The organism is Campylobacter sp. RM5004, from assembly GCF_022369455.1.
Lineage (GTDB): Bacteria > Campylobacterota > Campylobacteria > Campylobacterales > Campylobacteraceae > Campylobacter_E.
Genome location: NZ_CP059599.1, coordinates 1,342,909 through 1,369,284 on the forward strand (window position 1 = coordinate 1,342,909; position 26,376 = coordinate 1,369,284).

At 30.2% G+C, this 26,376-nt stretch carries 24 protein-coding genes and 1 pseudogene; 7 read left to right on the top strand and 18 right to left on the bottom strand.

Annotated features, from left to right (window positions below):
• Window positions 1–22 precede the first annotated feature (22 nt).
• The 14 genes and pseudogenes from AVANS_RS06635 to tig form a co-directional block, all read right to left on the bottom strand.
• Entirely contained in the window at window positions 23–181 is a 159-nt protein-coding gene (locus tag AVANS_RS06635; protein ID WP_239817108.1) for a YbdD/YjiX family protein, read from the bottom strand.
• Window positions 162–2,246 (bottom strand): carbon starvation CstA family protein, encoded by a 2,085-nt coding sequence (locus tag AVANS_RS06640; RefSeq protein ID WP_239817109.1) that lies wholly within the window; start codon window positions 2,244–2,246, stop codon window positions 162–164. Before AVANS_RS06640 ends, AVANS_RS06635 begins: the two co-directional genes overlap by 20 nt.
• Window positions 2,247–2,361: 115 nt before the next feature.
• Window positions 2,362–5,523 (bottom strand): carbamoyl-phosphate synthase large subunit, encoded by a 3,162-nt coding sequence (gene carB / locus AVANS_RS06645; RefSeq protein ID WP_239817110.1) that lies wholly within the window; start codon window positions 5,521–5,523, stop codon window positions 2,362–2,364.
• A complete protein-coding gene (locus AVANS_RS06650) occupies window positions 5,524–6,786 on the bottom strand; it encodes a dihydroorotase (protein ID WP_239817111.1) in 1,263 nt (420 codons plus the stop codon).
• 1 nt (window position 6,787) lies between these two features.
• On the bottom strand, window positions 6,788–7,663 hold the full coding sequence (locus AVANS_RS06655; RefSeq protein ID WP_239817112.1) for an aspartate carbamoyltransferase catalytic subunit: 876 nt from the start codon (window positions 7,661–7,663) through the stop codon (window positions 6,788–6,790).
• A 256-nt stretch (window positions 7,664–7,919) separates the two neighbouring features.
• On the bottom strand, window positions 7,920–9,092 hold the full coding sequence (locus AVANS_RS06660; protein ID WP_239817113.1) for an NRAMP family divalent metal transporter: 1,173 nt from the start codon (window positions 9,090–9,092) through the stop codon (window positions 7,920–7,922).
• Window positions 9,092–9,829 (bottom strand): 5-oxoprolinase subunit PxpA, encoded by a 738-nt coding sequence (locus AVANS_RS06665; RefSeq protein WP_239817114.1) that lies wholly within the window; start codon window positions 9,827–9,829, stop codon window positions 9,092–9,094. The genes AVANS_RS06660 and AVANS_RS06665 overlap by 1 nt, the downstream gene beginning before the upstream one ends.
• A complete protein-coding gene (locus tag AVANS_RS06670; protein WP_239817115.1) occupies window positions 9,819–10,742 on the bottom strand; it encodes a biotin-dependent carboxyltransferase family protein in 924 nt (307 codons plus the stop codon). The genes AVANS_RS06665 and AVANS_RS06670 overlap by 11 nt, the downstream gene beginning before the upstream one ends.
• Window positions 10,739–11,398 carry a 5-oxoprolinase subunit PxpB gene (gene pxpB / locus AVANS_RS06675; RefSeq protein ID WP_239817116.1) on the bottom strand — a complete coding sequence of 220 codons (660 nt, stop codon included), beginning with the start codon at window positions 11,396–11,398 and terminating at the stop codon, window positions 10,739–10,741. The genes AVANS_RS06670 and pxpB overlap by 4 nt, the downstream gene beginning before the upstream one ends.
• A 9-nt stretch (window positions 11,399–11,407) precedes the next feature.
• Window positions 11,408–12,190 (bottom strand): annotated as a pseudogene (locus AVANS_RS06680) (putative hydro-lyase); the annotation flags it as partial.
• A gap of 980 nt (window positions 12,191–13,170) precedes the next feature.
• Window positions 13,171–13,686: a peptide deformylase gene (gene def, locus AVANS_RS06685; RefSeq protein ID WP_239817118.1), complete on the bottom strand. Its 516-nt coding sequence runs from the start codon at window positions 13,684–13,686 to the stop codon at window positions 13,171–13,173.
• Window positions 13,679–14,689, bottom strand: a complete 1,011-nt coding sequence (locus AVANS_RS06690; protein ID WP_239817119.1) for a diguanylate cyclase — start codon at window positions 14,687–14,689, stop codon at window positions 13,679–13,681. Before AVANS_RS06690 ends, def begins: the two co-directional genes overlap by 8 nt.
• A gap of 9 nt (window positions 14,690–14,698) precedes the next feature.
• Window positions 14,699–15,286, bottom strand: a complete 588-nt coding sequence (clpP, locus tag AVANS_RS06695; protein WP_239817120.1) for an ATP-dependent Clp endopeptidase proteolytic subunit ClpP — start codon at window positions 15,284–15,286, stop codon at window positions 14,699–14,701.
• Complete coding sequence (tig, locus tag AVANS_RS06700) at window positions 15,283–16,572, bottom strand: trigger factor (RefSeq protein WP_239817121.1); 1,290 nt, start codon at window positions 16,570–16,572, stop codon at window positions 15,283–15,285. Before tig ends, clpP begins: the two co-directional genes overlap by 4 nt.
• A gap of 76 nt (window positions 16,573–16,648) precedes the next feature.
• Here tig and folE point away from each other — a divergent pair, with 76 nt between their 5' ends.
• Entirely contained in the window at window positions 16,649–17,188 is a 540-nt protein-coding gene (gene folE / locus AVANS_RS06705; protein ID WP_239817122.1) for a GTP cyclohydrolase I FolE, read from the top strand.
• Window positions 17,185–18,480 carry a flagellar protein export ATPase FliI gene (gene fliI, locus AVANS_RS06710; RefSeq protein WP_239817123.1) on the top strand — a complete coding sequence of 432 codons (1,296 nt, stop codon included), beginning with the start codon at window positions 17,185–17,187 and terminating at the stop codon, window positions 18,478–18,480. The genes folE and fliI overlap by 4 nt, the downstream gene beginning before the upstream one ends.
• An 80-nt stretch (window positions 18,481–18,560) precedes the next feature.
• Here fliI and AVANS_RS06715 read toward each other — a convergent pair whose 3' ends face one another.
• Window positions 18,561–19,595 (bottom strand): AI-2E family transporter, encoded by a 1,035-nt coding sequence (locus tag AVANS_RS06715; RefSeq protein WP_239817124.1) that lies wholly within the window; start codon window positions 19,593–19,595, stop codon window positions 18,561–18,563.
• Window positions 19,592–20,011, bottom strand: coding sequence for an Hpt domain-containing protein (locus tag AVANS_RS06720; RefSeq protein WP_239817125.1), 420 nt, complete (start codon window positions 20,009–20,011; stop codon window positions 19,592–19,594). Before AVANS_RS06720 ends, AVANS_RS06715 begins: the two co-directional genes overlap by 4 nt.
• Window positions 20,012–20,079: 68 nt before the next feature.
• Here AVANS_RS06720 and ruvB point away from each other — a divergent pair, with 68 nt between their 5' ends.
• Window positions 20,080–21,084, top strand: coding sequence for a Holliday junction branch migration DNA helicase RuvB (gene ruvB / locus AVANS_RS06725; RefSeq protein ID WP_239817126.1), 1,005 nt, complete (start codon window positions 20,080–20,082; stop codon window positions 21,082–21,084).
• Between the two features lie 131 nt (window positions 21,085–21,215).
• Here ruvB and lepB read toward each other — a convergent pair whose 3' ends face one another.
• Both lepB and AVANS_RS06735 read right to left on the bottom strand, forming a co-directional pair.
• A complete protein-coding gene (gene lepB / locus AVANS_RS06730) occupies window positions 21,216–22,067 on the bottom strand; it encodes a signal peptidase I (protein ID WP_239817127.1) in 852 nt (283 codons plus the stop codon).
• Complete coding sequence (locus tag AVANS_RS06735) at window positions 22,054–22,899, bottom strand: bifunctional 5,10-methylenetetrahydrofolate dehydrogenase/5,10-methenyltetrahydrofolate cyclohydrolase (protein ID WP_239817128.1); 846 nt, start codon at window positions 22,897–22,899, stop codon at window positions 22,054–22,056. Before AVANS_RS06735 ends, lepB begins: the two co-directional genes overlap by 14 nt.
• 60 nt (window positions 22,900–22,959) lie before the next feature.
• Here AVANS_RS06735 and AVANS_RS06740 point away from each other — a divergent pair, with 60 nt between their 5' ends.
• The 4 genes from AVANS_RS06740 (at window position 22,960) to AVANS_RS06755 (ending at window position 26,375) form a co-directional block, all read left to right on the top strand.
• A complete protein-coding gene (locus AVANS_RS06740) occupies window positions 22,960–23,313 on the top strand; it encodes a hypothetical protein (RefSeq protein WP_239817129.1) in 354 nt (117 codons plus the stop codon).
• Entirely contained in the window at window positions 23,303–24,580 is a 1,278-nt protein-coding gene (hemL, locus tag AVANS_RS06745) for a glutamate-1-semialdehyde 2,1-aminomutase (RefSeq protein ID WP_239817130.1), read from the top strand. Before AVANS_RS06740 ends, hemL begins: the two co-directional genes overlap by 11 nt.
• A complete protein-coding gene (locus tag AVANS_RS06750) occupies window positions 24,573–24,821 on the top strand; it encodes an AtpZ/AtpI family protein (protein WP_239817131.1) in 249 nt (82 codons plus the stop codon). The genes hemL and AVANS_RS06750 overlap by 8 nt, the downstream gene beginning before the upstream one ends.
• 183 nt (window positions 24,822–25,004) lie before the next feature.
• Window positions 25,005–26,375: a DUF262 domain-containing protein gene (locus AVANS_RS06755; RefSeq protein ID WP_239817132.1), complete on the top strand. Its 1,371-nt coding sequence runs from the start codon at window positions 25,005–25,007 to the stop codon at window positions 26,373–26,375.
• Window position 26,376 lies beyond the last annotated feature (1 nt).

Below are 26,376 nucleotides of genomic sequence, written 5' to 3' on the forward strand. Positions count from 1 at the left end.
CTAACTAGCTACTTTATCTTTATCAGCATTTTGTTTTACGCTTGCTGGTTTGCTCTATGAAAAACTCCTTTTTACTTAAAGGAGTTTTATCAGGGTGCATTTTCTTAAAATGCTCTAAATATTTTTCATAATCAGGCGCACCAGCTAAAGCGTAAAAGAACTCACGAATTTGCTTTTTCATATACCACTTCTTTTAATGGTATAGAAAATCTACCTGTATAGCTTTCTCTTAAAATCATTACAAACTTAAGCCCAACGATAATTGTAACTAGCAAGAAAAATATAGTTAAAATTGCATTTACAACGTTTGAATTTGCAATTTGCTTAGCTTTTGCTAATTCTTTTGCTGTTGCTTCGCTTGTATCTCCTGCATTAATTTTTGCCATTAAATCATCTGCTTTAGCAAAATTTATTTGAGCTGTTGCAACGTGAGAAATTGAGTTAGCGATTTTGCTTTCACTTTGTGGCATAATTTTTGCAATTCCTGCTGTAAATGTTGTAGAGATTACAAAAAGTGCAGGCAAGATTATTGCTAAAATATACTTTCTTTTTCCCATTTTAATAAACACTGAAGCACATAAAAACATAGCAACCACTGCTAAAAGCTGATTTGATACACCAAATAGCGACCAAAGTGAGTAAATCCCACCAAGTGGGTCAATCGCTCCACCATATAAGAACCAACCCCAACCAGCAACGCAAATAATAGTTGCAAATATATTTGCTCCTAAATTGCTTGTATTTGCAAGTGGCTTATAAATATTTCCTAACATATCTTGAACCATAAATCTACAAGTTCTAGTTCCTGCATCAACTGCTGTTAAGATAAATAAAGCTTCAAATAAAATCGCGAAGTGATACCAAAACGCCATCATTTCTTTTCCACCGATTAATTCGTGAATGATTAATGATAAGCCTATTGCAAATGTAGGTGCTCCACCCGTTCTACTTAAAACACTAGCTTCTCCTATATCATTTGCAAGATTAGCTATATCAGCAGGTGTTACGCTAAAGCCCCAAGCACTAATGGTTGCAGCTGCACTTTCAAGCGTAGTGCCTATAATTGCAGGTGCTGAGTTTATTGCAAAATATACTCCAGGTTGCAAGATACAAGCAGCAATAAGAGCCATTATAGCAACAGCACTTTCCATTAACATTGAACCATAGCCTACCATTTTTGCTTGAGATTCATTTTCTAGCATTTTTGGACTTGTTCCACTAGAAATTAATGCGTGAAAGCCTGAAATCGCCCCGCAAGCAATATTTATGAATAAAAATGGAAATAATCCGCCAGCAAAAACCGGACCTGTGCCATCAACGAATTTTGTAACCTTAGCCATTTTAATCTCAGGTAAAACTAAAACAACGCAAGCAGCCATTATCACAATAACACCAATTTTTAAGAAAGTTGATAGATAATCTCTAGGTGCAAGCAAAAACCAAACAGGCAAAATCGCAGCAATCATTCCATAACCCATCATTATAAAGCTAAGTTCAAGAACACTAAAATCAAAATGTCTTGCTAATTCTGGGTCATTTGCTACAACTTTACCAAAATAAAGTGCAAGCATAAGTAAAACAAAGCCTATTATACTAGCTTCTCCAACAGCACCTGGGCGAATAAATCTCATATAAATTCCCATAAATATCGCAATAGGAATTGTTGAAGCTATCGTGAATGTTCCCCAAGGAGAGTGAGCTAAAGCTTTTACAACAACCATTGCCAAAATTGCAATGATAATTAACATAATCAAAAAAATTCCTAGCATAGAAATAGCGCCAACAAAATTTCCCATTTCATCTTTTATCATTTCGCCAAGGCTCTTTCCGCCTCTTCTACTAGATACAAAAAGCACCACAAAATCATGCACGCTACCTACTAAAACACCGCCTATTAAAATCCATAAAACACTAGGCAAGTATCCCATTTGAGCTGCTAGGATTGGTCCAACAAGTGGTCCAGCTCCTGCAATTGCTGCAAAGTGATGACCGAATAATACATATTTGTTTGTAGGAACATAGTCTTTTCCATCATTTAATGCAACAGCAGGAGTAATCCTACTAGCATCAACACCGCAAAGCTTAGTTTCAACAAACAAAGCATAAAATCTATAGCCGATTGTATAAATACAAACAGCAGCTATAACAATCCAAGCAGCATTTATGCTCTCGCCGTTATTTAATGCAATAACGCCCATACAAAACGCTCCAAGGATAGCAATTACAACCCATAAAAGCTTTTTCATAGCTTCTCCTTAAAAAGAAATTAACATCTAAATCTAATTAAAAATCGTAAATAATCATCATTTTTAATATGCACTATTTAAAAGCTAAATTTATTAAATCCTAATTCCTTATATTTTATAAAGAATAAATATTTAAGCTTATTTCTTCTAAAGCCTTTAAATAAGCTTTTGCAATATCAAGATTTGTAAAACTTGCAACCTTACTCTCACTTGCAGCTCTTCTTATTTTAAAGCCATCGCTAAGGCTAGATTTTGCATCGCTTGGAGTGTTTATTACAAGCGAAATTTGCTTATTTACAAGCTTTGTAATTATCTCATCACTTTCGCTAAGCCTATCAACCTTGCTTACTTTTACGCCATTTGTAGCAAAATAATTTGCAGTATTTAAAGTAGCTAATATTTCATATCCTAAAGCACTAAAACCACGAGCTAATTCTAAAGCTTCAGGCTTATTTTTATCATCAATGCTAAATAAAACCTTGCTATATTCTTTAATACTAATTCCACTAGCTAATAAGCCTTTAAATATAGCTTTATTAGGGCTTACACTTGCTCCTAAAACTTCTCCTGTGCTTTTCATCTCAGGTCCTAAAATAGTATCAACTAAAGCAAGTTTAGAAAATGAAAAAACAGGAACTTTTACATAATACATACCCTTTACTTCTTCGTATTCTTTACTAATGCCTAATTCTTTTAAGCTCTTTCCTAAAGCAACTTTAAGCGCTATATTTGCTAGATTTTTATTTAAAACCTTGCTTAAAAATGGCAATGTTCTTGATGCTCTAGGGTTTACTTCTAATACATAAAGCTCGTTTTCATAATATACGAATTGTATATTTAAAAGACCTTTGATTTTTAAAGCAATTGCAAGCTTTTTAGCATAATCAATAATCTTAGCCTTTACCTCATCGTTTATACTAATACTTGGAGTTATTGCTGTGCTATCTCCACTATGCACTCCTGCTCTTTCAATATGTTCTAAAATACTTGGTATATAGACATTTTCTCCATCGCATATTAAATCAATTTCTAGCTCTTTTCCACATAAATATTTATCTATTAATATAGGTTTATCTTGGCTAATTTCGGTAGCATTTTGCATATATTTTTTAAGTTCTTCATCGTTAAATACTATTTGCATAGCTCTTCCGCCTAATACAAACGATGGGCGAACTAGCACAGGATAGCCTATCAAATTAGCATTTTTAAGAGCTTCATCAACACTAATTGCTGTAATTCCTTTTGGTTGATTTAAGCCTAAATCACTCATTAATTTTTCAAATAATTTTCTATCTTCAGCCGTATTTATACTATCTAAACTAGTCCCTAAAATCTTAACCCCATTCGCTTCTAAAAATTCAGCTAAATTAATAGCAGTTTGTCCGCCAAAACTAACAATTACTCCTAAAGGTTTTTCAATATTAATAATTTCTAAAACTTCTTCATTGCTTAAAGGCTCAAAATAAAGCTTATTAGCCACACTATAATCAGTTGATAAAGTTTCAGGATTATTGTTAATTATTATTGCTTCATAGCCCATTTCTTTAATAGCCCAAATAGCATGAACGCTAGAATAATCAAACTCAATTCCTTGCCCTATTCTAATAGGACCACTGCCTAAAACTATTATTTTTTGATTTTTGCTGATTTCATTTGTATCTTTAAAATCATTATAAGTTGAATAAAAACTCGGGATTTTATTTTTATAATCAATCGGCTGAACGCATTTATAAATAGGTCTTATGTTGTTTTTAGCCCTTAATTCATAAACTTCTTTTTGGCTACATTGCCAACGATGAGCGATGATTTTATCAGCTAGGCCTAATTTTTTAGCTTTTTTTAAAGCCTCTATATCAAATCTTTTTTCTTTTAATTCATGCTCTGTATCAATAATTTGCTTAAAAGTTTCAATGAATAATCTTTGTATTTTTGTAAGGCTCATAATCTCATCAACGCTAATTCCTCGCCTTAAAGCCTCACCTATAAAAAATATTCTCTCATCTCCTGCTTTACTTAAACGCTTTTTGATTTTTTCATCTGAATAAGTTTCGCCATCTTTTAGCCCTAAATGACAAATACCATATTCAAGCGATTTAATAGCCTTTAAAATACTTTCTGCTAAGCTAGTTCCAAGCCCCATTACTTCGCCTGTTGCTTTCATTTGCGTGCCTAAATATCTATTAGCATCTTTAAACTTATCAAAGGCAAATCTAGGAGCTTTCGTTACAACATAATCTAAGTTTGGTTTATATTCAAGATAGCTTAAGCCACTTGCTTCGTTTTTAATCTCATCTAAAGTTTTACCAAGTGCAATTTTTGCAGCAATTTTTGCAATAGGAAAAGAAGTTGCCTTGCTAGCTAATGCACTTGAGCGTGATACTCTAGGATTTACTTCAATTATATAATAATCATTTGTATTAGGATTTAGTGCAATTTGAACATTACAACCACCCTCAATCTTTAAAGCTTTTATTAGTTTTAAAGCTACATTTATCATTTTTTGTTTAATCTCAGGACTAAGTGTTTGAGTTGGTGCAACCACAAGCGAATCGCCTGTATGAATGCCAACTGGGTCTATATTTTCCATATCGCAAATTAAAATCGCTTGATCTTTTCTATCTCTTATAACTTCATATTCAAGCTCTATGAATCCTGCTATTGATTTTTCTATTAAACACTGATTTGTAGGTGAATATGTTAAGCCTTCTTGAGTGATTTTTCTAAGTTCAGCTTCATTTTCGCATATTCCACCACCTGTTCCACCCATTGTAAATGCAGGGCGAACTACGACAGGATAGCCACATTCTTTTGCAAATGAAATTGCACTTAAAGTATCATTTACTATTACACTAGGTGGAACTGGCTCATTTAATTCATTCATTAAATTTCTAAATAATTCTCTATCTTCAGCCTTATTAATTGTCTCTAAACTTGAGCCTAAAACCTTGATATCAAATTCTTTTAACACTCCGGCTTTATCTAATTCTATCGCCATATTAAGCGCAACTTGTCCGCCTAAGGTTGCTAAGATTGCATCAGGACGAGTTTTTTTAATAACCTTTGTTACAAATTCTAAAGTAATTGGCTCTATATAAATCTCATCTGCAATATTTTTATCAGTCATTATGGTGGCTGGATTTGAGTTTATTAAAATTACTCTTTTTCCTTCTTCTTTAAGCGACAAACAAGCTTGAGTTCCTGCATAATCAAACTCAGCAGCTTGACCTATAATAATCGGACCACTTCCTATTACTAAAATTGATTTAATCTCTTTCATTTATTCTCCTTTATAAATTATTTTTCCATCACAAATTGTTAACATTACTTTTGAGCTTAAAACTTCACCTAAATAAGGTGTGTTTTTGCCAAGACTTATAATTTCGCTTTCTTTTAATTCCCAAGTTTTTTCTAAATCTATCACAACAATATCAGCCCTAGAGCCAACTTTTAGCTCTCCTGCGTTTTCTAAATTAAAGATTTTTTTAGGATTTAGGCTAAATGCGTTTAAGATAGTTTTTAGGCTTACTAAATTCGTTTTAACTAGCTTTGTATAAAGCAGCGAAAATGCAAACTCACTTCCTATAATTCCAAAATACGCTTTAGAAAATCCACCTTGCTTTTCATCTTTTGAATGTGGAGCATGATCGGTTGCGATAACTTCAATTATGCCTTCATTTAAAGCTTTTATTAAATAATCTTTATCATCTTTACTTCTTAAAGGTGGGTTCATTTTCCACATTCCATTATCTTCTTTTATATCTTCATCACAAGATATTAAATGATGTGGGGTTACTTCGCAGCTTATATTTACACCTAAGCTCTTGCCAAGCTCAACCATTTTTACGCTTTCTTTTGCACTTATGTGGCATACATGATAATTTGAATTAGTCTCTTTACAAAGTAGCATATCTCTTGCAACTTGCACACTTTCGCTTGAGCTTGAAATTCCTTTTATGCCTAGCTTTTTTGCTTGCAAACCATCGTGCATAAAACCACCTTCTACTAAGTCTAAATCCTCACAATGTGCTATTATGTATTTATTAAGCTTAGCGCATTCTATCATTGCATCTTTCATAATTTTTGCATTTGCAACGCCTCTTCCATCATCACTAAACGCAAATACAAAAGGTGCTAATTCGCTAAAATTAACTAAGCTTTGCCCCTTTTCTTCAAGCGTAATTGCTCCGTATGGTAAGACTTTCATGCAAGAATCTTTTTTAATAAGTTCTAATTCTTGATTTAAATTCTCTAAGCTATCAGGCACTGGCTTTAGGTTTGGCATAGCACAAGCTGTGGTAATTCCACCTTTTGCATTTGCTAATGAGCCTGTTTTAATTGTCTCTTTGTGTGAATATCCTGGCTCTCTTAGGTGCTGATGAATATCAACAAAACCTGCACTAACAAGCCTACCTTTAACATCAATTACTTCGCCACAATAATTAATATTAGGAGCGATTTTTACAATCTTTTCATTTTCAATTAAAATATCTGTATTAATAAATTCATTATCAATAAACGCATTGCAATTTTTAAGAAGCATTTTAAATCCTTTCATAAACATAATCTAATATTGCCATTCTGGCAAACACACCATTACTCATTTGTGTAAAAATCCTTGATTTAGGACACTCAACCAAACAACTATCAATCTCTACATCTCTATTAATTGGTGCTGGATGAAGAATGATTGCATTCTCTTTTAGCATTTTGTATTTATCCATTGTAAGGGCGAATGAATTTCTGTATTTAGCTAAATCAAGTTCGTTTTTATCGTGTCTTTCGTGCTGAATGCGAAGTAGCATGCAAACATCAATTTCGTTAATTATTTCATCAAGTTTGTAATAATCTTTGTATTCATTGTCTTGATAAATAGGCGGTGCTACTAAAAATACTTTAGCTCCAAGTCGCTCAAGCGCATCTTTGTTTGACCTTGCTACACGAGAGTTTTTAATATCTCCAACAATAGCAATTTTAAGACCTTCAAAAGTATTAAATTGTTCGTAGATTGTCATAAGATCAAGCAAACATTGAGATGGATGTGCTCCGCTGCCATCACCTGCATTGATGATTTTTGCATTAAGATTTTTTAATTCATCAAAATAATTATTTTGTTTATGCCTAATTACTAAAACGCTAGTTCCAAGACTTTCAAAAGTCTTGCAAGTATCATATAAACTCTCGCCTTTATTAATACTTGAACTTGCTGCAGAAAAATTAAGCACTCTAAAGCCAAGCTTAAGCTCGGCAACTTCAAAACTAGTCCTTGTTCTTGTAGAATCTTCAAAAAATAAATTAGCTATGATTTTATTTTCATAAGTTTTAAAAAAGCCATCGTTATTTTTATAATAAAGTGCTTTTTTAATTAACTTATAAAAATCATCATTACTAAGAGTTCTAGTTGTTAAATAATCACGCATTTTTTTCCTCCCACGAGAGTAAGGCCTAACCGCCGAAATGTGATTGAAATATAAAGGGGAAATTGTGTAATTTGAAGTTCAAAAAAATCTGTCAATAATACTAATATAAACTTAAATTAAAATAAATTTTAAAGAATTTAGAATAGGAATTTGGATTTTTAAACTCAATTTCCGAATTCAAATTCCTTTTGAATTTACTTAGAAATTACATTGAAAAATTAAAGAATTTGAAATAGGAATTTCAAATTCTTTTTGATTAAGAGTTTATATATTTCATTGTGGTTTCATAGCATAAATAAGCCATAGCAATAGTAATAATCCAACCAAATAAAGCTAATAATTTAGAATGATTATAATCACCTACTATGTTTTTCTTATATGCAGCAATCAAAATCACACATAAAGCAATAGGCAAAATAAATCCGTTTAAAGTCCCAACTAGAATTAAAACTTGAGTAGGACGACCTATGGTAGAAAATACTAAGGTTGAAAATATTATAAATGCTATTATTATGTTATTTTCATTCTTTTTAAGCCATGGGCTAAAGCTTGAAATAAAACTTACCGAAGTATAAGCACAGCCAACAACTGATGTAATAGAAGCAGCCCAAATAACTATACCAAAAACAATGCTTCCAAATGAGCCTAAAATATATTCAAACGGAGTTAAAGCAGGATTATTAGGATTTAATTTAACGCCCAAAGAAATAACACCTAAAACAGCTAAAAATAAAAATACTCTAATAATACTTGCTATTAGTATTCCTGAAATTGAGCTTTTGCTAACTTCTTTTAGATTTTCTTTACCACTTATCCCTGCATCAAGCAAACGATGAGCGCCTGAAAATGTGATATATCCACCAACGGTTCCACCTATTAAAGTTACTAGGCTTAGTGCATTAAACTTAGATGGCACAAAGGTTTCTACTACAACTTCTTTAAAAGGTGGATTTGCCTTAAAAACAATATAAATAATAATTAAGATTAACAATGCTCCTAAGATTTTTGCAAATCTATCCATATGAGCACCTGCGTCTTTATTAATAAAAATCCCAATAGCAATAATTGCACTAATACAAGCTCCTAAAATAGGATTAATGCCAAATATCGTCTCAAATCCAAGCCCAGCTCCTGCAATATTTCCTATATTAAAAGCAAGTCCGCCCAAAATAATCAAAAATGATAATAAATACCCAACTCCAGGAAAGACCTTATTAGCAATATCTTGAGCCTTTAGCTTACTTACTGCAATTACTCTCCATACGTTAAATTGAACCCCTATATCCATAATAACTGACATTAAAATAATAAAGGCAAAACTAGCTCCTAAATCAGCTGTAAAACTTGCAGTTTGAGTTAAAAACCCAGGGCCAACTGCTGAAGTTGCCATTAAAAACGCAGCCCCTAAAATGGCACGATTATCTTTCATTAATTACTCCTTATGCTTATGTTGTTTTCTTCTAAAGTTTTTTTGATTTTTTTGGCAAATAAAATTGCTTTTTCGTTATCTCCATGCAAGCATAAACTTTCAGCCTTTATAGGAACTTTTTTGCCATTTTCGCTAATTACAAATGAGTTTTTAATCATTCTTAAAACTTGATTTATAGCTTCATTTTCATCTTTAATAACAGCATTTTCTTTACTTCTTGATACCAACAAGCCCTCGTCTGTATATCTTCTATCTGCAAAAACTTCGCTAATTGATTTAATACCAACTTCATTTGTAGCACTAATTAAACACGAATTACTAAGCCCCATTAAAGCAATATCTTCGCCTAATTTTGCAACTTCTATTGCGATATTTTTAGCTAGTTTAAAATCTACGCAAGCCATATTATATAAAGCTCCATGTGGCTTAACATAGCTTAATTTAACCCCTACTAATTCACACATTTGCTTCATCGCACCAAATTGATAAGCAAGCAAGGCTTTTAGCTCAACTTCACTTAGATTTTCATTACTTCTTCCAAAATTAGCCCTATCATCAAAGCTAGGATGCGCTCCTATTCTTAAGCCTAATTCTTTTGCAAGTTTAAGTGTCTTTAAAATCTCTTTATAATTGCCTGCATGAAGACCACAGCAAACATTTACCGAGCTAATTACTCTCATAATCTCTTCATCATTACCAATGCCTTCAGCTAAATCTGAATTAAAATCAATTTTCACTTGCGTACTCCTTTACTTGATTTATATGTGATATTCTTTCTTTTTTAGCTTCTAAGGCTTCTTTTAAATCTACTAATTCAAAAGAGATTTTACTATTAATTCTACTTTGAGCAAAAAGCCCTAAATCAGCCTCAATTACTTGAGCGATTTTTGCATAACCGCCTGTAGTTTGTGCATCTTTTAATAAAACAATAGGCTCTCCGCCACTTGGCACTTGAATTGTCCCTGCACTAACTCCGTGAGATGCTAAAGAAAGCTCTTCTTTTAAATCTAATTTAAAATCACTTTTTAATCTATACCCCATTCTATTGCTTGAACTTGTAATTAAAAACTCATTATTTAATAAATTGTGTTTAGCCTCATCGCTAAAATAATCCCACTCACTACCCTTTAATATCCTAATGCTTTTTCTATTTTTAATACCCGCTACTGCTATTTGAGATAAATTCATTCTTGAGCCTATGCTAAGCTCATCGCCTACTTTTAATGCTCTTCCGTTTAATCCACCAAAATTTGCACTAAGATTTGTAGAAGCTGAGTTTAAAACCAAATCAGCCTTAAAACCACCATAAGCACAAATATAAGCACACATTCCCGACATTGCCCTTACTAATCTTAAGGTTTTTCCTGCTTCAATTCTAATTCTGTAATTATTATGAATTGGCTTTTCATCTATAAAAGCTTCATAATTTGCTCCTGTGATACAAAAAGTCATTGCTTTATCGCAATATATTTCAATACCGCCTAAAATAACTTCAATTGCAGGTGCGTTTAAATCATTGCCTAATAAAGCATTTCCTAACATAAAGCTCCATTTATCCAAAGCTCCGTTTTCATTAACCCCATAAGCTTTATAATTTAGTCTTCCTAAATCTTGAATGCTAGAAATTGATGAAACTTTTGTAACTTTCATAATCTCTCCTTAATGCTATTAATTACAAACTTAAGCTTATCTCCTGCTTTTAAAAGGCTTGGCTCGTCGCTATTAATATCAAATAATTTTGTTTTAGTATTGCCTATTATGTTCCAACCACCAGGGCTTTGATAAGGATATATTCCAGTTTGTGCTCCGCCTATACCAACTGAACCTGCAGGGATTTTTAGTCTTGGAGTGCTAAGTCTTGGAGTATGAAGCCTAATATCAAGCCCACCTAAATAAGCAAAACCAGGTTGAAAACCTATAAAATAAACATCATAAATAGGCTCGGCATGTAATTTTGCAAATTCGCTCATACTCATACCTTTAGCCTTAGCAATAACTTTTAAATCAAGTCCTAAATCCCCACCATAATCAACTGCAATTTCTACTAATTTTCCATTTAATTCAAGTGGTTTTATGTATTTTATTAGTTCGTTTAATTCGCTTTGTAAATCTAATAATTCTTTATAATTTAAATCACTTGTTAGCACATAAACACTATTCATACCAACTACTACTTCTTTAATATGAGCTTTGTTTTTAAGCTCTTCGTTAAGTGCGTAGCAAAGACGTTGATTTTGCATACTAATAGGAGGCGCTAGGTATAAAAGAAGTGAAGTTTCACTAATTATTTTAAACTCATTATACATTTTACGCTCCTAAAATACTGAATATTCATTATCTTGCTTATCAGTTACGAACATATAGCCAGGCGAATGTGTTATCATAATCTCAGGTTTGCTAGTAAGTGCAATGCTTTGCGGAGTTACCCCACAAGCCCAAAATACACAAACTTCATCAGGATAAATAGTAGATGCGTCGCCAAAATCAGGCTTTGAAATATCTTTTATACCTATTTCGCGTGGATTTCCTATGTGAATTGGAGCTCCATGAACGCTTGGAAAAAGTGCTGTTGTAGTTGTAGCTCTAATTAAATCCTTGTATTTAATAGGTCTCATTGATACAACCATTTTTCCATGAAATTTACCCGCACTAAGGCAATCAATATTTGTAATATACATAGGCACATTATGATCTTCTTCAATGTGTCTTAAAGGGATTTTGTGATTTATCAAAGCTGCTTCAAATGAAAACGAACAGCCCATTAGAAAACTTACATAATCATCTTTAAAATAATTTATAATATCGCTTACTTCATCTACTAATTCGCCTTTTTTATATATTCTGTATTTAGGAATGCTTGTTCTAATGTCTGCGTTATCAGCACATATTTTGGTCAAATACTCTCCTGCATCAAGCACTTCTATCAAAGGACAAGGTTTTGGATTTCTTTGACAAAATAATAAAAAATCATAAGCATCACTCTTTGGTAAAATCGCAAGATTTGCTTGAACATAGTTAGGACACACACCTGAAGTAGGTTTATTAAACTCGTTTTTTGAAATCAAAGCTCTTAATTCTTTTGGGGTCATTTTATCTTCTTTAGTTTTATTTTGATTGTAATGTTAAATAATGTGAAATTTTGTAAAAAAAATAAAATATTATTTTTAGTTGTTACTAGATTACTCAAATAATAATAAGTATTTAAGAAGTTTAAAGAATTTAAAATAGGAATTTTAAAATTAAAAAGCAATTTTTACACATTTTAAAAAATTATTAGTTATATAAGCTACAAATTATTATGCTAAATATTTAGGATAATTCATTGTACTTAATTAAATTCCTATTTCAAATTCTTAAGAATTTTTATGAGTTTATATATTTCAAATAATTTAGTATGTAAAAACTAAAGCTATTAAATATTTTGAACTTAAATAGAATTAATAAAATCAAATTCCTATTTCAAATTCTTTAAAAGTTTAAACAAAAACTATTGATAATCATTATACGCTCGGCACTCAACCAATCTCAACCAATCTCAAGCAATCTCAAGCAAAACACTCCTAAGTAGTAAGCGCTAAAATTCAAACTAAAAGAAAAAATATAAAAGTATTTGAAGTTTATGTTTAATTATTTAGACAAACAAAAGAATTTAGATTAGGAATTTGACTTTAAAATTTATAAGATTATGCTTGATAAATTGAAAGCTGATATTTTAAAATAATACAAGTAAAAGTTGTAATCTTAATTTACGTAAAAAAACAAATGAATACTTTTAATTTTATAAGGTCTAATATTATTTAAATTCCTAATTCAAATTCTTTGAAATTTGTAATTATTTTGGCTTTGCTCGTGTGATTACAAAATTTTGCTAATTTTAAATACAAATACATTTAATAGATTTAAATAAACTTTAGTTCGCTTATAATTTTGTATTTTATTATTGATTAAATATTGAAAATTTCAAAGAATTTGAATTAAAAATTACTTTAAAACATTAAGAATTAATCATTTAAATAATTATTAAAATCTAGGCTTATTATTTATAATGCAAGTTAAATAACCCTAGCTTGAGCTAAGATTATTTTTTAGACTTTTTAGAGTTTTTTAAATGTTTTTCTAGTTTTTTTCTTCCGTTAAAAGATAGTTTTTCTATAAATAAATGTCCATTTAAATGGTCGTTTTCATGTTGGATAGCAACAGCTAAAAGACCATCTGTCTCAAGACTTTTTGCATTGCCAAACCTATCGCAGTAATCAACCTTAATCCTATCGTATCTAGTTACTTCTTCAAAAAATCCAGGAACACTAAGGCAACCTTCTTCATAAACTTGAGTTCCTTCTCCAATAGGAGTAATTACAGGATTAATAAATTCAATTAAATCTTCTTTGTTTTGCTCTTCTTTATCATTTAATAGATTTATTAAAAATATTCTTAAAGGTTTTGCTACTTGAATTGCAGCTAAGCCTATACCATTTGATGAAATCATAGTTTCATACATATCATCTAAAAGTTTATGTAGATTTTCATCAAATTTCTCTACTTCTTGGCTTCTTGTAAAAAGAAGTTTATTTGGATATGTGATTATTTCAAGCATCTTCTTCGCTATCTCCAACAACAGCATAAATTTCTTTGTCTTTACCCGTATTAGGTAATACACTAATAGCTTCTAAGATTTGCTCTTCATAATTATCACCACTAAGCGCTACAACACTCATTTCTATATTGATATCAATCTCATTATCATTAATGAAAAACGTCGTATTGTAAAATAAATCAGAAATTCTCTCACAAGCTTTCTTAGCATTTACTATATTTGTATGCTTCATAGCCATTACAAATATTCCATCACCAAAATGTGCTACTACATCACTTCTTCTTGAAGTTTTTAATAATAACTTAGCAACATTTCTCATTAAAAGATTTTTGTCTTTTTGTAGTTCAATTGTATTTAATAAACTATCTTTAATTTTTACAAACATTAGTGATATTGAATAGCCATATTTTTTAATATCTTCTATATCTTGAGTTATATTGCTGTATAAATATCTTTTATTAAATACTCCGAATTTATCATCAAACTCACTTTGCTCATTTACCCTATTATGGATTTTTACAATCTCATCATAACCTTTTTTAATACTATTTAATTGTATATCAAGAGCAGTTGTAAGTTTTGCCATATCACTATCAAGTGATTTTAAGATATTTTGAATTGATAAAGAGCCAGTTGCAATACTTAAATCCCCTATTTTTTTCTTAATTAATGCTTTCATTGTAGTGATGTTTTTATAAATCGCTGCAATTGAGCCAACTAATTGCTTAATATTTGCAAAAGTTTCTTTAATATCTTGTTCAATCACTGCTATTTTATTGCTTTGATCTTCTTTTTCATAAGATATCATTTCATTAACTCTTTTTTTAAACGCCATAGGTTTAGTATCAAGCATTTTTTCAAAATATATAGCATAATTAGTAGGAGTTGGTGGAACATTATCTTCAATTAATTGTTTAATCACTTGTTGAGTAAATTTCTCAAACTCTCCACCACTAAGTTTTTGAATCTTAGGAGATTCATCATAAATTACATCTTTATTCAAAGCCCTATCCTATTTAAAACTTTTTTCTAATACCTTATCTATTAATCCATATTTTAAAGCTTCATCTGAGCTCATAAAATAATCTCTTTCAGTGTCTTTTTCAATTTTAGCAAGTTTATTGCCTGTGTTTTCAGCTAATATTTTATTAAGAATTGCTTTTAATCTTAAAATTTCTTTAGCTTGTATTTCAATATCAGTTGCTTGTCCTCTCGCTCCACCTAGTGGCTGATGTATCATAATTCTTGCATTTGTTAAAGCAAATCTTTTGCCTTTAGCACCTGAGCTAAGTAAAAATGCGCCCATTGAAGCAGCCTGACCTATACAAATTGTGCTAACATCAGGTTTAATATAATTCATAGTATCAAATATACTAAATCCACTAGTAACCACACCACCTGGGCTATTTATATATAAATAAATATCCTTATTAGCATCTTGAGCTTCAAGAAATAATAATTGAGCAACAACACTAGCTGCTACTTCATCATTTATCTCTCCACTTAAAAGAATAATTCTATCTTTAAGTAAGCGAGAGTAGATATCATAACTTCTCTCGCCTTTGCTAGTTTTTTCAACTACATATGGAATGTAGCTCATTTATCTTTTCCTAAAAATAAATCAGCAAATAATTTTTCTTCTACTAAGCTCATTCTAACAGCTGGTAAAGTTCCATTTTTTGTATAAGTTTCAATTAGTTGTTTTGGATCCATTCCATATCTTAAAGCTTCAAAATAAATAGCTTGTGCTACTTCTTGATCATTTACAACTACTTTTCTTAATTTTGCTAACTCATCAACAATGAAAGTTAATTTAACGCTCTTTAAAGCTTCTGCTTCATATTCTTTTCTTTTTTCTTCTAGATATTTTTCATCTTTTAATTTATCAAATTCTTCTTTACTAAAGCTTCTTGCTGCTTGATTGAATTGTAAATTAGTTTCTTGCTCTAATATATTTTGTGGAACTGCAAAATCATATTTTTCTAGCATTTTTTCAACAAATTCTTGCTTTAATTTCTCATCAATTTGTTTAAATTTAGCTTCTGTTTCTAATTGTTCTTTAATCTTTTCATCTAAGATTGCTTCGGTTGGGTTTTCTACACCTGGTAATAATTTTTTAAGTAATTCTTCATCAATTTCAGGTAATTTTCTTCCATGAATTTCATGTAATTTTACTTTAAATACAGCTTTTTTACCAGCTAAGTGTGCCGCTTGATAATTCTCTGGGAAAGTTACTTCTATATCTTTTTCTTCGCCAACTTTTAATTCAATCATACCATCTTCAAAACCTGGAATAAATTGATTGCTGCCGATTTCTAGCATATAATTTTCTGCTTTTCCACCTTCAAATGCAACGCCATCAACAAAGCCTTCAAAGTCAAATTTAGCATAATCACCTTTTTTAAGGATTTGCTTTTTTGTCTTTTCAAGTGGAGCGTATTGCTTTAACATTGCTTCTTTTCTAGCTTTAATGTCTTTTTCTTTAATTTCTTCTATTTTTAGCTCAGGAACTAAAGCTTCATAGCCTGTTAAGTCAATTGTTGGTCTAAATGAAATTACGAATTCAAATTCTATTCCATTTTCTTTTCTTTCAAACTTCTTAAAGCTTGGCTCACCAATTAATTCTTTTTCTTCTTTACCTGTTTGTTTTACAGCTTCTTTATAAGCGCTTGTGATTGCTTCTTGCTCTGCATCTTTTACTAAAGAATCTTTATATCTTGATAATACTACATTTACAGGTACTTTACCTTTTCTAAATCCAGCAACTTGCATAGTCTTGCTAGCTTTTACAGCTATTTCTTTAATCTTTTCATCTAATAAAGATTGCTCAATAACACCGCTTACTGAGTAATTAATTTCGTTGATTTTTGTTGTACTAAGTTTCATTAAACTACCTTTTGTAAAATATTTCGCACAATTCTAGCTAAAAAAATTAATCATTGGCAAAATATAAAGGTAAAGAATGAAAGATTTAATTAAAGATTTATTAATAAAAATCGGAGAAAATCCAGACCGAGAAGGACTGATAAAAACCCCTGAAAGAGTTCAAAAATCTTATGAATACTTATGTAGTGGTTACCATCAAAACCCAAAAGATATTCTAAACGAAGCGATTTTTAATACAGATAATAATGAAATGGTTTTAGTAAAAGACATTGATTTTTATAGTTTATGCGAACACCATTTATTGCCTTTTTTTGGAAAAGTTCATATCGCATATATTCCAAATGGCAAAGTCGTAGGACTTTCAAAACTTCCTAGGCTTGTAGAAGTATTTGCAAGACGCCTACAAATTCAAGAACAATTATGCGAACAAATTAGCAATTCATTATATGAAATATTAAAACCAAAAGGTGTAGCTGTAACTATTGAAGCAGAGCATTTATGTATGCAAATGCGTGGCATTCAAAAAGTAAATTCAAAAACCATAACAAGCTCACTTAAAGGAATATTTTTAAGCGACGAAAGAACTAGGAAAGAGTTTTACTCTCTAATAAAATGAATTTAGAAAGATTAAAGAAAAAAATAGCACAAATTCCAAAATCTCAAAACTTTGGCTATATATATAAAATTAGTTCAATTAGCATTGAGATTAAAGGTTTAACAACTAGCGTAGGTGATTTAATAAGACTTGAAAATGAAGAAAAAACTGCTTATGCGATGGTTGTTAAGATTGAAGAATTTATAAGCTTTTTAAGCCCTTTTGATTTCGTAGAAGGCTTTAAAGTAGGCGATAAAGCTTTCATGGAAGAAGCAGGAATGAAAATCCCTTGTTCAATGGAACTACTTGGGCGTGTGGTTGATCCTTTTATGAGACCAAAAGATGGAAAAGACAAAATAAATCCTACAAAAATGATGCCTATTTTAAGAGCTCCTATTGAAGCTTTAAAGCGTGGGCTTATAAGTGAGCCTTTTCCTGTTGGGATTAAAAGTATTGATGGGCTTTTAACTTGCGGAGTTGGACAAAAACTAGGCATATTTGCTGGCTCTGGGGTTGGTAAATCAACCCTTATGGGAATGATAGTTAAAAACGCTCCTGCAGCAGTAAAAGTAGTAGCATTAATAGGCGAGCGTGGGCGTGAGATACCTGAGTTTATCCACAAAAACTTAGGCGGAAAAATGGATGATACCGTAATGATAGTAGCAACTAGCGATGATAGTGCTTTGATGCGTAAATACGGAGCATTTTGTGCTATGAGTGTTGCTGAGTTTTTTAAAGAGCAAGGAATGGATGTTCTTTTTATTATGGATAGTGTTACTCGTTTTGCTATGGCACAAAGAGAAATTGGACTTGCATTAGGTGAGCCACCAACTGCTAAAGGCTATCCACCAAGTGTTTTTAACCTACTACCACAATTAATGGAGCGTGCTGGTAAAGAAGAAGGAAAAGGAACTATAACAGCGTTTTTTACCGTGCTTGTAGATGGAGATGATATGAGTGATCCTATCGCTGATCAAAGTAGATCAATTCTTGATGGGCATATTGTTCTTGATAGAAATCTAACTGATTTTGGAATATATCCACCTATAAATATTCAAAACTCAGCAAGCAGGGTTATGGGAGATGTAGTTACGCCTGAGCATAAAAAAAATGCAGCAAAGTTTAAAAGACTTAATTCCGTGCTAAAAGAAAATGAAACCTTAATTAGAATTGGAGCTTATGTTAAAGGTAGCGATAAAGAGCTTGATTTTGCAATTTCTAAAAAAGATTATATGAATGATTTTTTAAGACAAGGAAATGATGAAGCTTTTGCCTTTGAAGAAGTTCTTAGTATGCTTGATAAAATCAATTAGAATTTGAATTCGGAATTATGATTTTAAATTCCTATTTCAAATTCTTATGCGATTTTCATTATTAACAATTAATCTTAAAATTAATTCTTAGCTTCCATAATCAAAACATATAATTTAACTACTGATAAAAATAACGCCAAAATAGCAGGTCCAAGTATAACTCCCCAAAATCCAAAAGTAGAAATACCTGCAATCATCGCAAAAAATATCAAAAGCTCATTGATATTTGCCGGAGTTTTTAATAGTTTTTCATTTATCCATTTAATTATTAAAGGCTTTATAAATGTATCTGCAATAATAGAAATTACCACAATAGAATAAAGCGCAATCACTATTGCATTAGTAGTATTTCCATGCGAGTACTCATAAAGGCTTACAGGAACCCAAAGTAAAGCCCCGCCTATTAATGGAATTAGCGAAGAAATCGCATATAAAATCCCCATTAAAAGCCCATCATATCCAAAATATACCAAAAACATTGCAAACAAACAACCTTCAAAAACTGCGGTAATAATCACAGAATAAAACACAACACTCATAACGTTTGAAACTTCACTTAAAATGTTTTCAAATTCTTTTTTTCTAAGTGGAAGTAATCTTTTAAAAAATCCTACTAGCTCTACTCCATAATAATTTGCGAAAAAATAAAAAATCACAATAAGAACTAATTCTGTAAAGAATTTAGCCCCTGATTTGGTAAAATTTGAAGCATAATTTAGAATGTTTTTACCTAAATTGTTTAAATCAATTTCATTTAAAAATTCTTTTATTTTAGGCTCTACAAAACTAAAATCTTGCGGTAAATTAAAATCAATTGCCTTTAATTTTGTAATAGTTGTTTGAACTTGTGTTAAATCAAATTCTTTTATAGAACTTGCAAGAGAAAAGCTAGTATATCCTAAAGGAGCGAAAAACAATAAAGACATTAAAGCAGTCAAAATTATAGGTGCTAGATATTTTTTTTTAGTTTTAACAAATATTTTATGATGAAGATTTGCTGTTGCAACTGCCATTAAAACAGCTATTGCTATTGTTAATAAAAACGGACGAAATAAATATAATAAACAGCAAAACACTAATAAAACTAAGCAAGTAATAAAGACTTTTGTATTCACTTATTTAGCCTTTCTGGTATTTTGATTATTTTAGGATTTAGTGCTGATAAATAAGAATTATTTTCATTAAAATCAATTTTATAGACAATAAATTGATCGGTTATTAATAAAAGCCAGTCAATTAATTCATCGCTTGCAGGCCCACTCATAGCTCTAGCTTCATCTAAAACATCTTCAACAATTTTGCAAATATTTACGAATTGATTAATTTTTAAAAACCCACTAGCACTTTTCATATTGTGAAACATTCTAAATAATTCGTTAATTTTTTCAGAATATTTAACCTCATCTTCTAAAGCTATTATAACAGGCTCTAAAGAATCGCAAAATATATTAAAATGCGTCATAAAATCATCAACAATATCAAAATCAAATTCTAATTCTAATTGTCCTAAAAGTCCTAAATTTTTATTCATGTAATCACTCGTTTTTATATTTTGCTAAGATTATACAAATTATTTACAAACATTATTTAAGGCAAAATATGGAAAGAATAGTAGAAATTGAACAATTTAAAGATGATAGCAAATACGAAATTAGCTTAAGGCCTACTAATTTTGATGAATATGTAGGACAAGCAAAAACAAAAGAAAACTTAAAAGTATTTATAAAATCAGCAAAATTAAGAAATGCTCCCTTAGATCATACTTTATTTTTTGGACCTGCAGGACTTGGAAAAACTACTCTAGCAAATATAATTGCAAACGAAATGGGCGTAAATATTAAAACAACAGCGGCTCCTATGATAGAAAAAAGCGGAGATTTAGCTGCAATTCTTACAAATCTTGAAGATGGAGATATTTTATTTATAGATGAAATTCATCGCCTAAGTCCAGCTATTGAAGAAGTTTTATATCCTGCGATGGAAGACTTTCGCTTAGATATTATTATAGGAAGTGGTCCTGCTGCTCAAACGGTTAAAATTGATTTAGCTAAGTTTTGTTTAATCGCTGCAACAACAAAAAGTGGTGGAATATCAACTCCGCTTAGAGATAGATTTGGGATTAATTGTAGATTAGAGTTTTATACTCCTGATGAACTTGCTTTAATCATAAAAAAAGCAGCTTTAAAGCTTGATATAAGTTGCGATGATGAAGCTAGTAAAGAAATAGCTAAAAGATGTAGAAGCACTCCAAGGATTGCTCTTAGACTGCTTAAAAGAGTTAGAGATTTTGCCATTGTAAATAATGAAACAAAAATAAGCTTACAAAGAGCAAAACAAGCGCTTGAGAGCTTAGGTGTAAATGAATTAGGGCTTGATGAATGCGATTTAAATTATCTTGAGTTTTTATGTAAGGCTAAAAAAGCTGTTGGATTAAATACAATTGCAGCAGCTTTAAGCGAAGATGAAAGAACTATTGAAGATGTAATTGAGCCTTATTTGATTTCAAATAATTATATTGAAAAAAGTGCAAAAGGAAGACTAGCAACTAATAAAGCTTATTCGCTTTTAAAGCTAAGCAACTATACGCCTTCATTATTTAATTAATCTTAAAGAATTTAAATTCGGATTTTGTATTAGCAAAAAGTTAATTCGGAATTCAAATTCTAAGTAATTTTAATCAGCTTTAAAGCTTTTTTATAAAAATCAAAGAATTTGAATTCGGAATTTAAATTATCTTAATCAAGTGAATTAATATCGCTTACTTCATGATGAATATAACGCTCATCATTTTCTAATGTATCAACACTTTTAAACATTCTTTCCCAGCGAATATTATAATCTTCATCCCAGCTTAAATATACAAACCAAGGCTTTCCTTCAATATATTTATAATCTACACTTCCCCAAAATCTACTATCATTTGAATGGTCACGATTATCGCCCATCATAAAATATTCATTGCTAGGAACTTTATAATAATATGCTTTATGAAGTCCTTTTAATTCACTAACATAAATAGGCTCCATTGCGAATTGATTTTTTGCAATATAAGCTTCAATTACTCTATCAAAATCAATTCTTTCATCATAATGAATTCCTTTTTTTGTAAATGGCTCTTTTATATATAATTTACCTTGTAAAATCACTTGCTTATTTTCAGGATAATTTGCTCTCATATATTCATCTCCTTCATGCATTCTTACATAAAGAGTTTTGTTTGAATAAATTATCTCATCATCACCTAAGCCAACACAACGCTTAACATAATGTAATTTCGTATTATGTGGATATAAAAATACTACTATATCTCCACGCTTTGGCTTTGCATAGCTTAATAAATGTCCATCGCCTTTAAAATCAGGTAAAACAGGCACTTCTAAAAATGGTATTCTAGGAGTTGGTATTCCATAAGCGAATTTTTTTACAAATAAATGATCGCCTATTAATAATGTATTTTTCATAGAACCACTTGGAATTGTAAAAGCTTGTGCTACAAAAAATATAAAAACTAAGACAAATATAATAGTCCCAGTCCATGAGTTCCAAAAATCAACTAATTTTTGCCATTTTGTTTTATTTTCTTTCATTTTTTTCCTTTTTTAATCTTGCTTCATAGGTGTTTAGCATTAAAGCATATATTGTCATAGGCCCAACACCGCCAGGAACAGGGGTAATCATACTTGCTTTATCGCTTGTTTTAATATAATCTCCTGCTATCATTTTTCCATCAATTTTTTTAGTAATTCCTACATCAACCAAAATCGCTCCATCTTTTAAATAATCATCATTTAAAAGGTGTAAAACTCCAGTAGCACTTATTAAAATATCTGCATTTAAGGTATATTCTTTTAAATCTTTTGTGTATTTATGACATATACTAACACTTGCACCTTCGTTAATCATCATAGCAGCAAGTGGGCGTCCAACTATAATGCTATCATTTATTATGCATATATTTTTGCCTTTTAAATCAACCTTATAATGATTTAATAAAATTTTAATCCCTAAAGGAGTGCAAGCATAAAAATAAGGCTCTTGATTAGCTAATACTAAACCTAAATTATAAGGAGTAAAGCCATCTACGTCTTTTTCTGGCTTAATTGCGTTTATAATGTTATTTTTATCAATATGATTTGGTAATGGTAATTGAACTAAAATTGCATCAATATTTTCATCTTCATTTAAAGACTTGATTAAATCTAAAAGCTCTATTTCGCTAATGTCTGAACTTAATTTATAATCTTTACTGATAATTCCTAATTCATTACAAGCTTTTAATTTATTTCTTACATAAATACTACTTGCATAATCATCTCCTACTAAGATTACTGCTAAGCAAGGTTTTGTATTTAATTCTTTAATTTTTGATGATAATTTTATGTATAATTCTTGGCTTAATTTTTTTCCATCTAATATCAATTTGTAACCTTTATAAAAATAAAGAGTGTATTATAACCCCTAAAAACAACGGATTATAAAATGAAACTAAAATTAATCTTATTAATACTTAGCGTATTTGTTTATGCAAATAGCGATTTTTTAAGTAAAGATGAATATCAATTAAGTTTATATCAAAATCCAAGAGGAATTGGCTGTGATAAATGCCATGGGCTTGATGGAAGCGAACAAGTATTTGCAACATATAAAGAAAACGGAAAAACAATAAAAGTAATAATTCCTAGTATAAAAGATATTAGTTATGAGAATTTTTATAAGGCCTTAGTTAGCAAAACAAGTTCAAAAAACATAATGCCAAACTATTATTTAACAAATGAAGAAATAAAAAATCTATACTTATATATAAAGAAAAAAGGAGAAAAAAATGACAAATAAAGAAGCTTTTAAAGAAGCAAAAGAACTAATAGCAGGTGGGGTAAATTCTCCCGTAAGAGCATTCAAAAGCGTTGATAATGATCCGATATTTATAAAAAATGCTAAAGGTGCTTATGTTTATGATATTGAAGGTAAAAAATACCTTGATTTCGTGCAAAGCTATGGACCTTGTATTTTAGGTCATGCAGATGATGATATAACCAAAGCAATATGTGATGCAGCAGCAAATGGCACAAGCTATGGAGCTCCTACTTTAGCTGAAAGCGAATTAGCAAAAAAAGTTATTTCACTATATCCTGCGATTGAAATGATTAGATTTGTAAATAGTGGAACAGAAGCAACCATGAGTGCAATCCGCCTTGCAAGAGCATTTAGTGGGCGTGATGGGATAATGAAATTTGATGGTTGTTATCATGGACATGCTGATATGCTTTTAGTAAATGCTGGAAGTGGCTTAGCTACTTTTAATACTCCAAGCTCAAGTGGTGTTAGCAAAAACGCCGTAAAAGACACCTATACAGCAAAATATAATGATATAAATAGCGTAAAAGAGCAAATCGCAGCAGCTAAACAAAACGGCAATGAAATAGGCGTTATTATAATCGAGCCTATTGCTGGAAATATGGGCTTTGTTCCTGCTAGCAAGGAGTTTTTAATAGAGCTTAGAAAACTTTGCGATGAGCTTAAAATCGTTTTAATTTTTGATGAAGTTATGAGTGGTTTTAGAGCTGCTTTAGGTGGAGCTTTAGAGGTTTATGGTATTAAGCCTGATATGGTTTGCTTTGGTAAAGTAATCGGAGGTGGTCTTCCTGTTGGTGCGTATGCAGCTAGAAAAGAAATTATGCAATTATTAAGCCCAATAGGTGGAGTGTATCAAGCAGGAACTTTAAGTGGAAACCCACTTGCGATGGCAGCTGGAATTGCAAGTTTAAGCAAATTAAATAAAGATATTTATAAAAAATGCGATGAATGGGCAAAAGCAGCAATTAACATAATGCTTGATGAGAGCAAAAAAGCAGGAGTTCCTTTTGTAGCAAAAAATATAGGCTCAATGTTAGGATTTTTCTTTAATGAAAAATATCCTACTAATTACGATGAAGCAAAGACTAGTGATACAGCTAAATTTTCAAGATTTCATAAAGTTATGCTTGAAAACGGCGTAAATCTAGCACCATCAACCTATGAAACAGCCTTTATTTGCACTTCATTTGAAGATACTGAATTAGAGCTTTTCAAAAACGCATTTGTAAAGGCAATTCGTGCATAAGCAAGAAAATAGCAGAGCTAAAAAAGTTAGAACCTTAGTTGATGCAGCAAATTATTTAAGCTTAGGAATTAGCGTTGTAGTTGCTATTTTAATAGGTGTTGGGCTTGGAATCTTGCTTGCAAAACTTTATAAGCCCTTATTTTTTGTAGGGCTTGGGTTTGGAATTGCAGCTGCTATTTTAAATGTTTATAAAGCTTATAAATTATTAGTAAAATCAACGAAAAAGAAGAATAATCATTAGTCAAATTCCTAATTCAAATTCCACAAAAATTTCAAAGAATTTGAAATAGGAATTTGCTAACTTCATAAAGCATTAAATATATTAAAAATCTTAATTTAAATTTTTTATATGGACACAATCACGACAATGCTTTTGCTATAATAATTAATTATTATGGTTAATTACTAAAAAAAGGAAAAAGTTATGGGATGTATTGATTTTAAGCTTAATGATACAAATCAAGTAGGTTCAAATGTTATAAATTTTAACACTTTAGCAAGCAAGTTAAAACTTAGCATACCTGATTATCAACGCCCTTATGTATGGGAGATAAAGCAAACAAGAATGCTTTTAAAAGATATTGAAAATAGTAAAAAAGGAGCCTTGCTAGGCTCTATTATTTTGCATAAAACCGAAAACGAAATTTATGAAGTAATAGACGGACAGCAAAGGCTAACTACCATAAAGCTTATTTTAATGGCGTTAGAAAATAAAATAATAAAATTAGACAATAAAAGTAAGATTTCGAGTTTATTTTGTAAAAAAGTTTCTTTGTTTTTTATGCAACTACATAAATATCAAACTTATCTAAAAGATGTAAGTTTTTTTCATAAAATTTCTCAAGATAATATTAAGAATAATTATGAGTATATTAAAAACTATTTGAGTAATGAAGATAAAGCTAAAGATTTTCTAAAAAAGCTAGAAAATACACAATTTATCATAGTAGCTACAATAAACGCCGATGATGCTTTTATCTTTTTTGATAATACCAACTCAAAAGGCAAAAAACTAGAAAGCTATGATTTAATAAAAGCCTTTCATTTACAAGCCATGCAAGAGCGTCATAAAGATTTGCAAAATGCTAATGCTAGATATTTTGAAAGTATAAATAAGAGTAAAGAGGTTAATATTTCAAACTTTATAGATAAGCTACTTTCATATGCTAGATATGCAATTAAACATGGTGAATTGGATAGAAATACTAAAATTGATGTGTTTGATGAATTTTGCAAAGAAGATTTAAGTGGTTTGTCGTTGTATGATACTGGTATTATAAGAGATTTTTCAAATGGAGTAGATTTTTTTGAGTATTTTAAAAAATATTATGAAATTGTCAAAACAATCCATTATTCACCTATTTATATACGTATTAAAGAAAATAATGATTATAGTAAATATTTAAGACAAGGTTTAAGGGCTACTATGATTATTTTTATGGATAAATATAGTAATGGAAATTTTGATTTATTTATTAGGTTATTAATGAGATTATTTCATAATTTTAGAATTACAAATCAAAAATTTAATAAAGTTAATTCACTTAATTTAGCACAAGATATAATTAAAAAGATTTATTTTTCCACTTTTGAAAGTCAAATAATAGATTATTTAAAAGACAAGGTTATTTTAAGTTCCCAAATAGAATTAACAAATATAGATTATACCAATATAGCCTATAAAATATTAAAAAATGATATGGAGTTTTTTAATAATGAATATGAAAAATATCAAATTCCTATAATTTCACAAGAAGTTTATAATGAAATTGAACTTAAATCTACAAAAGGATAAA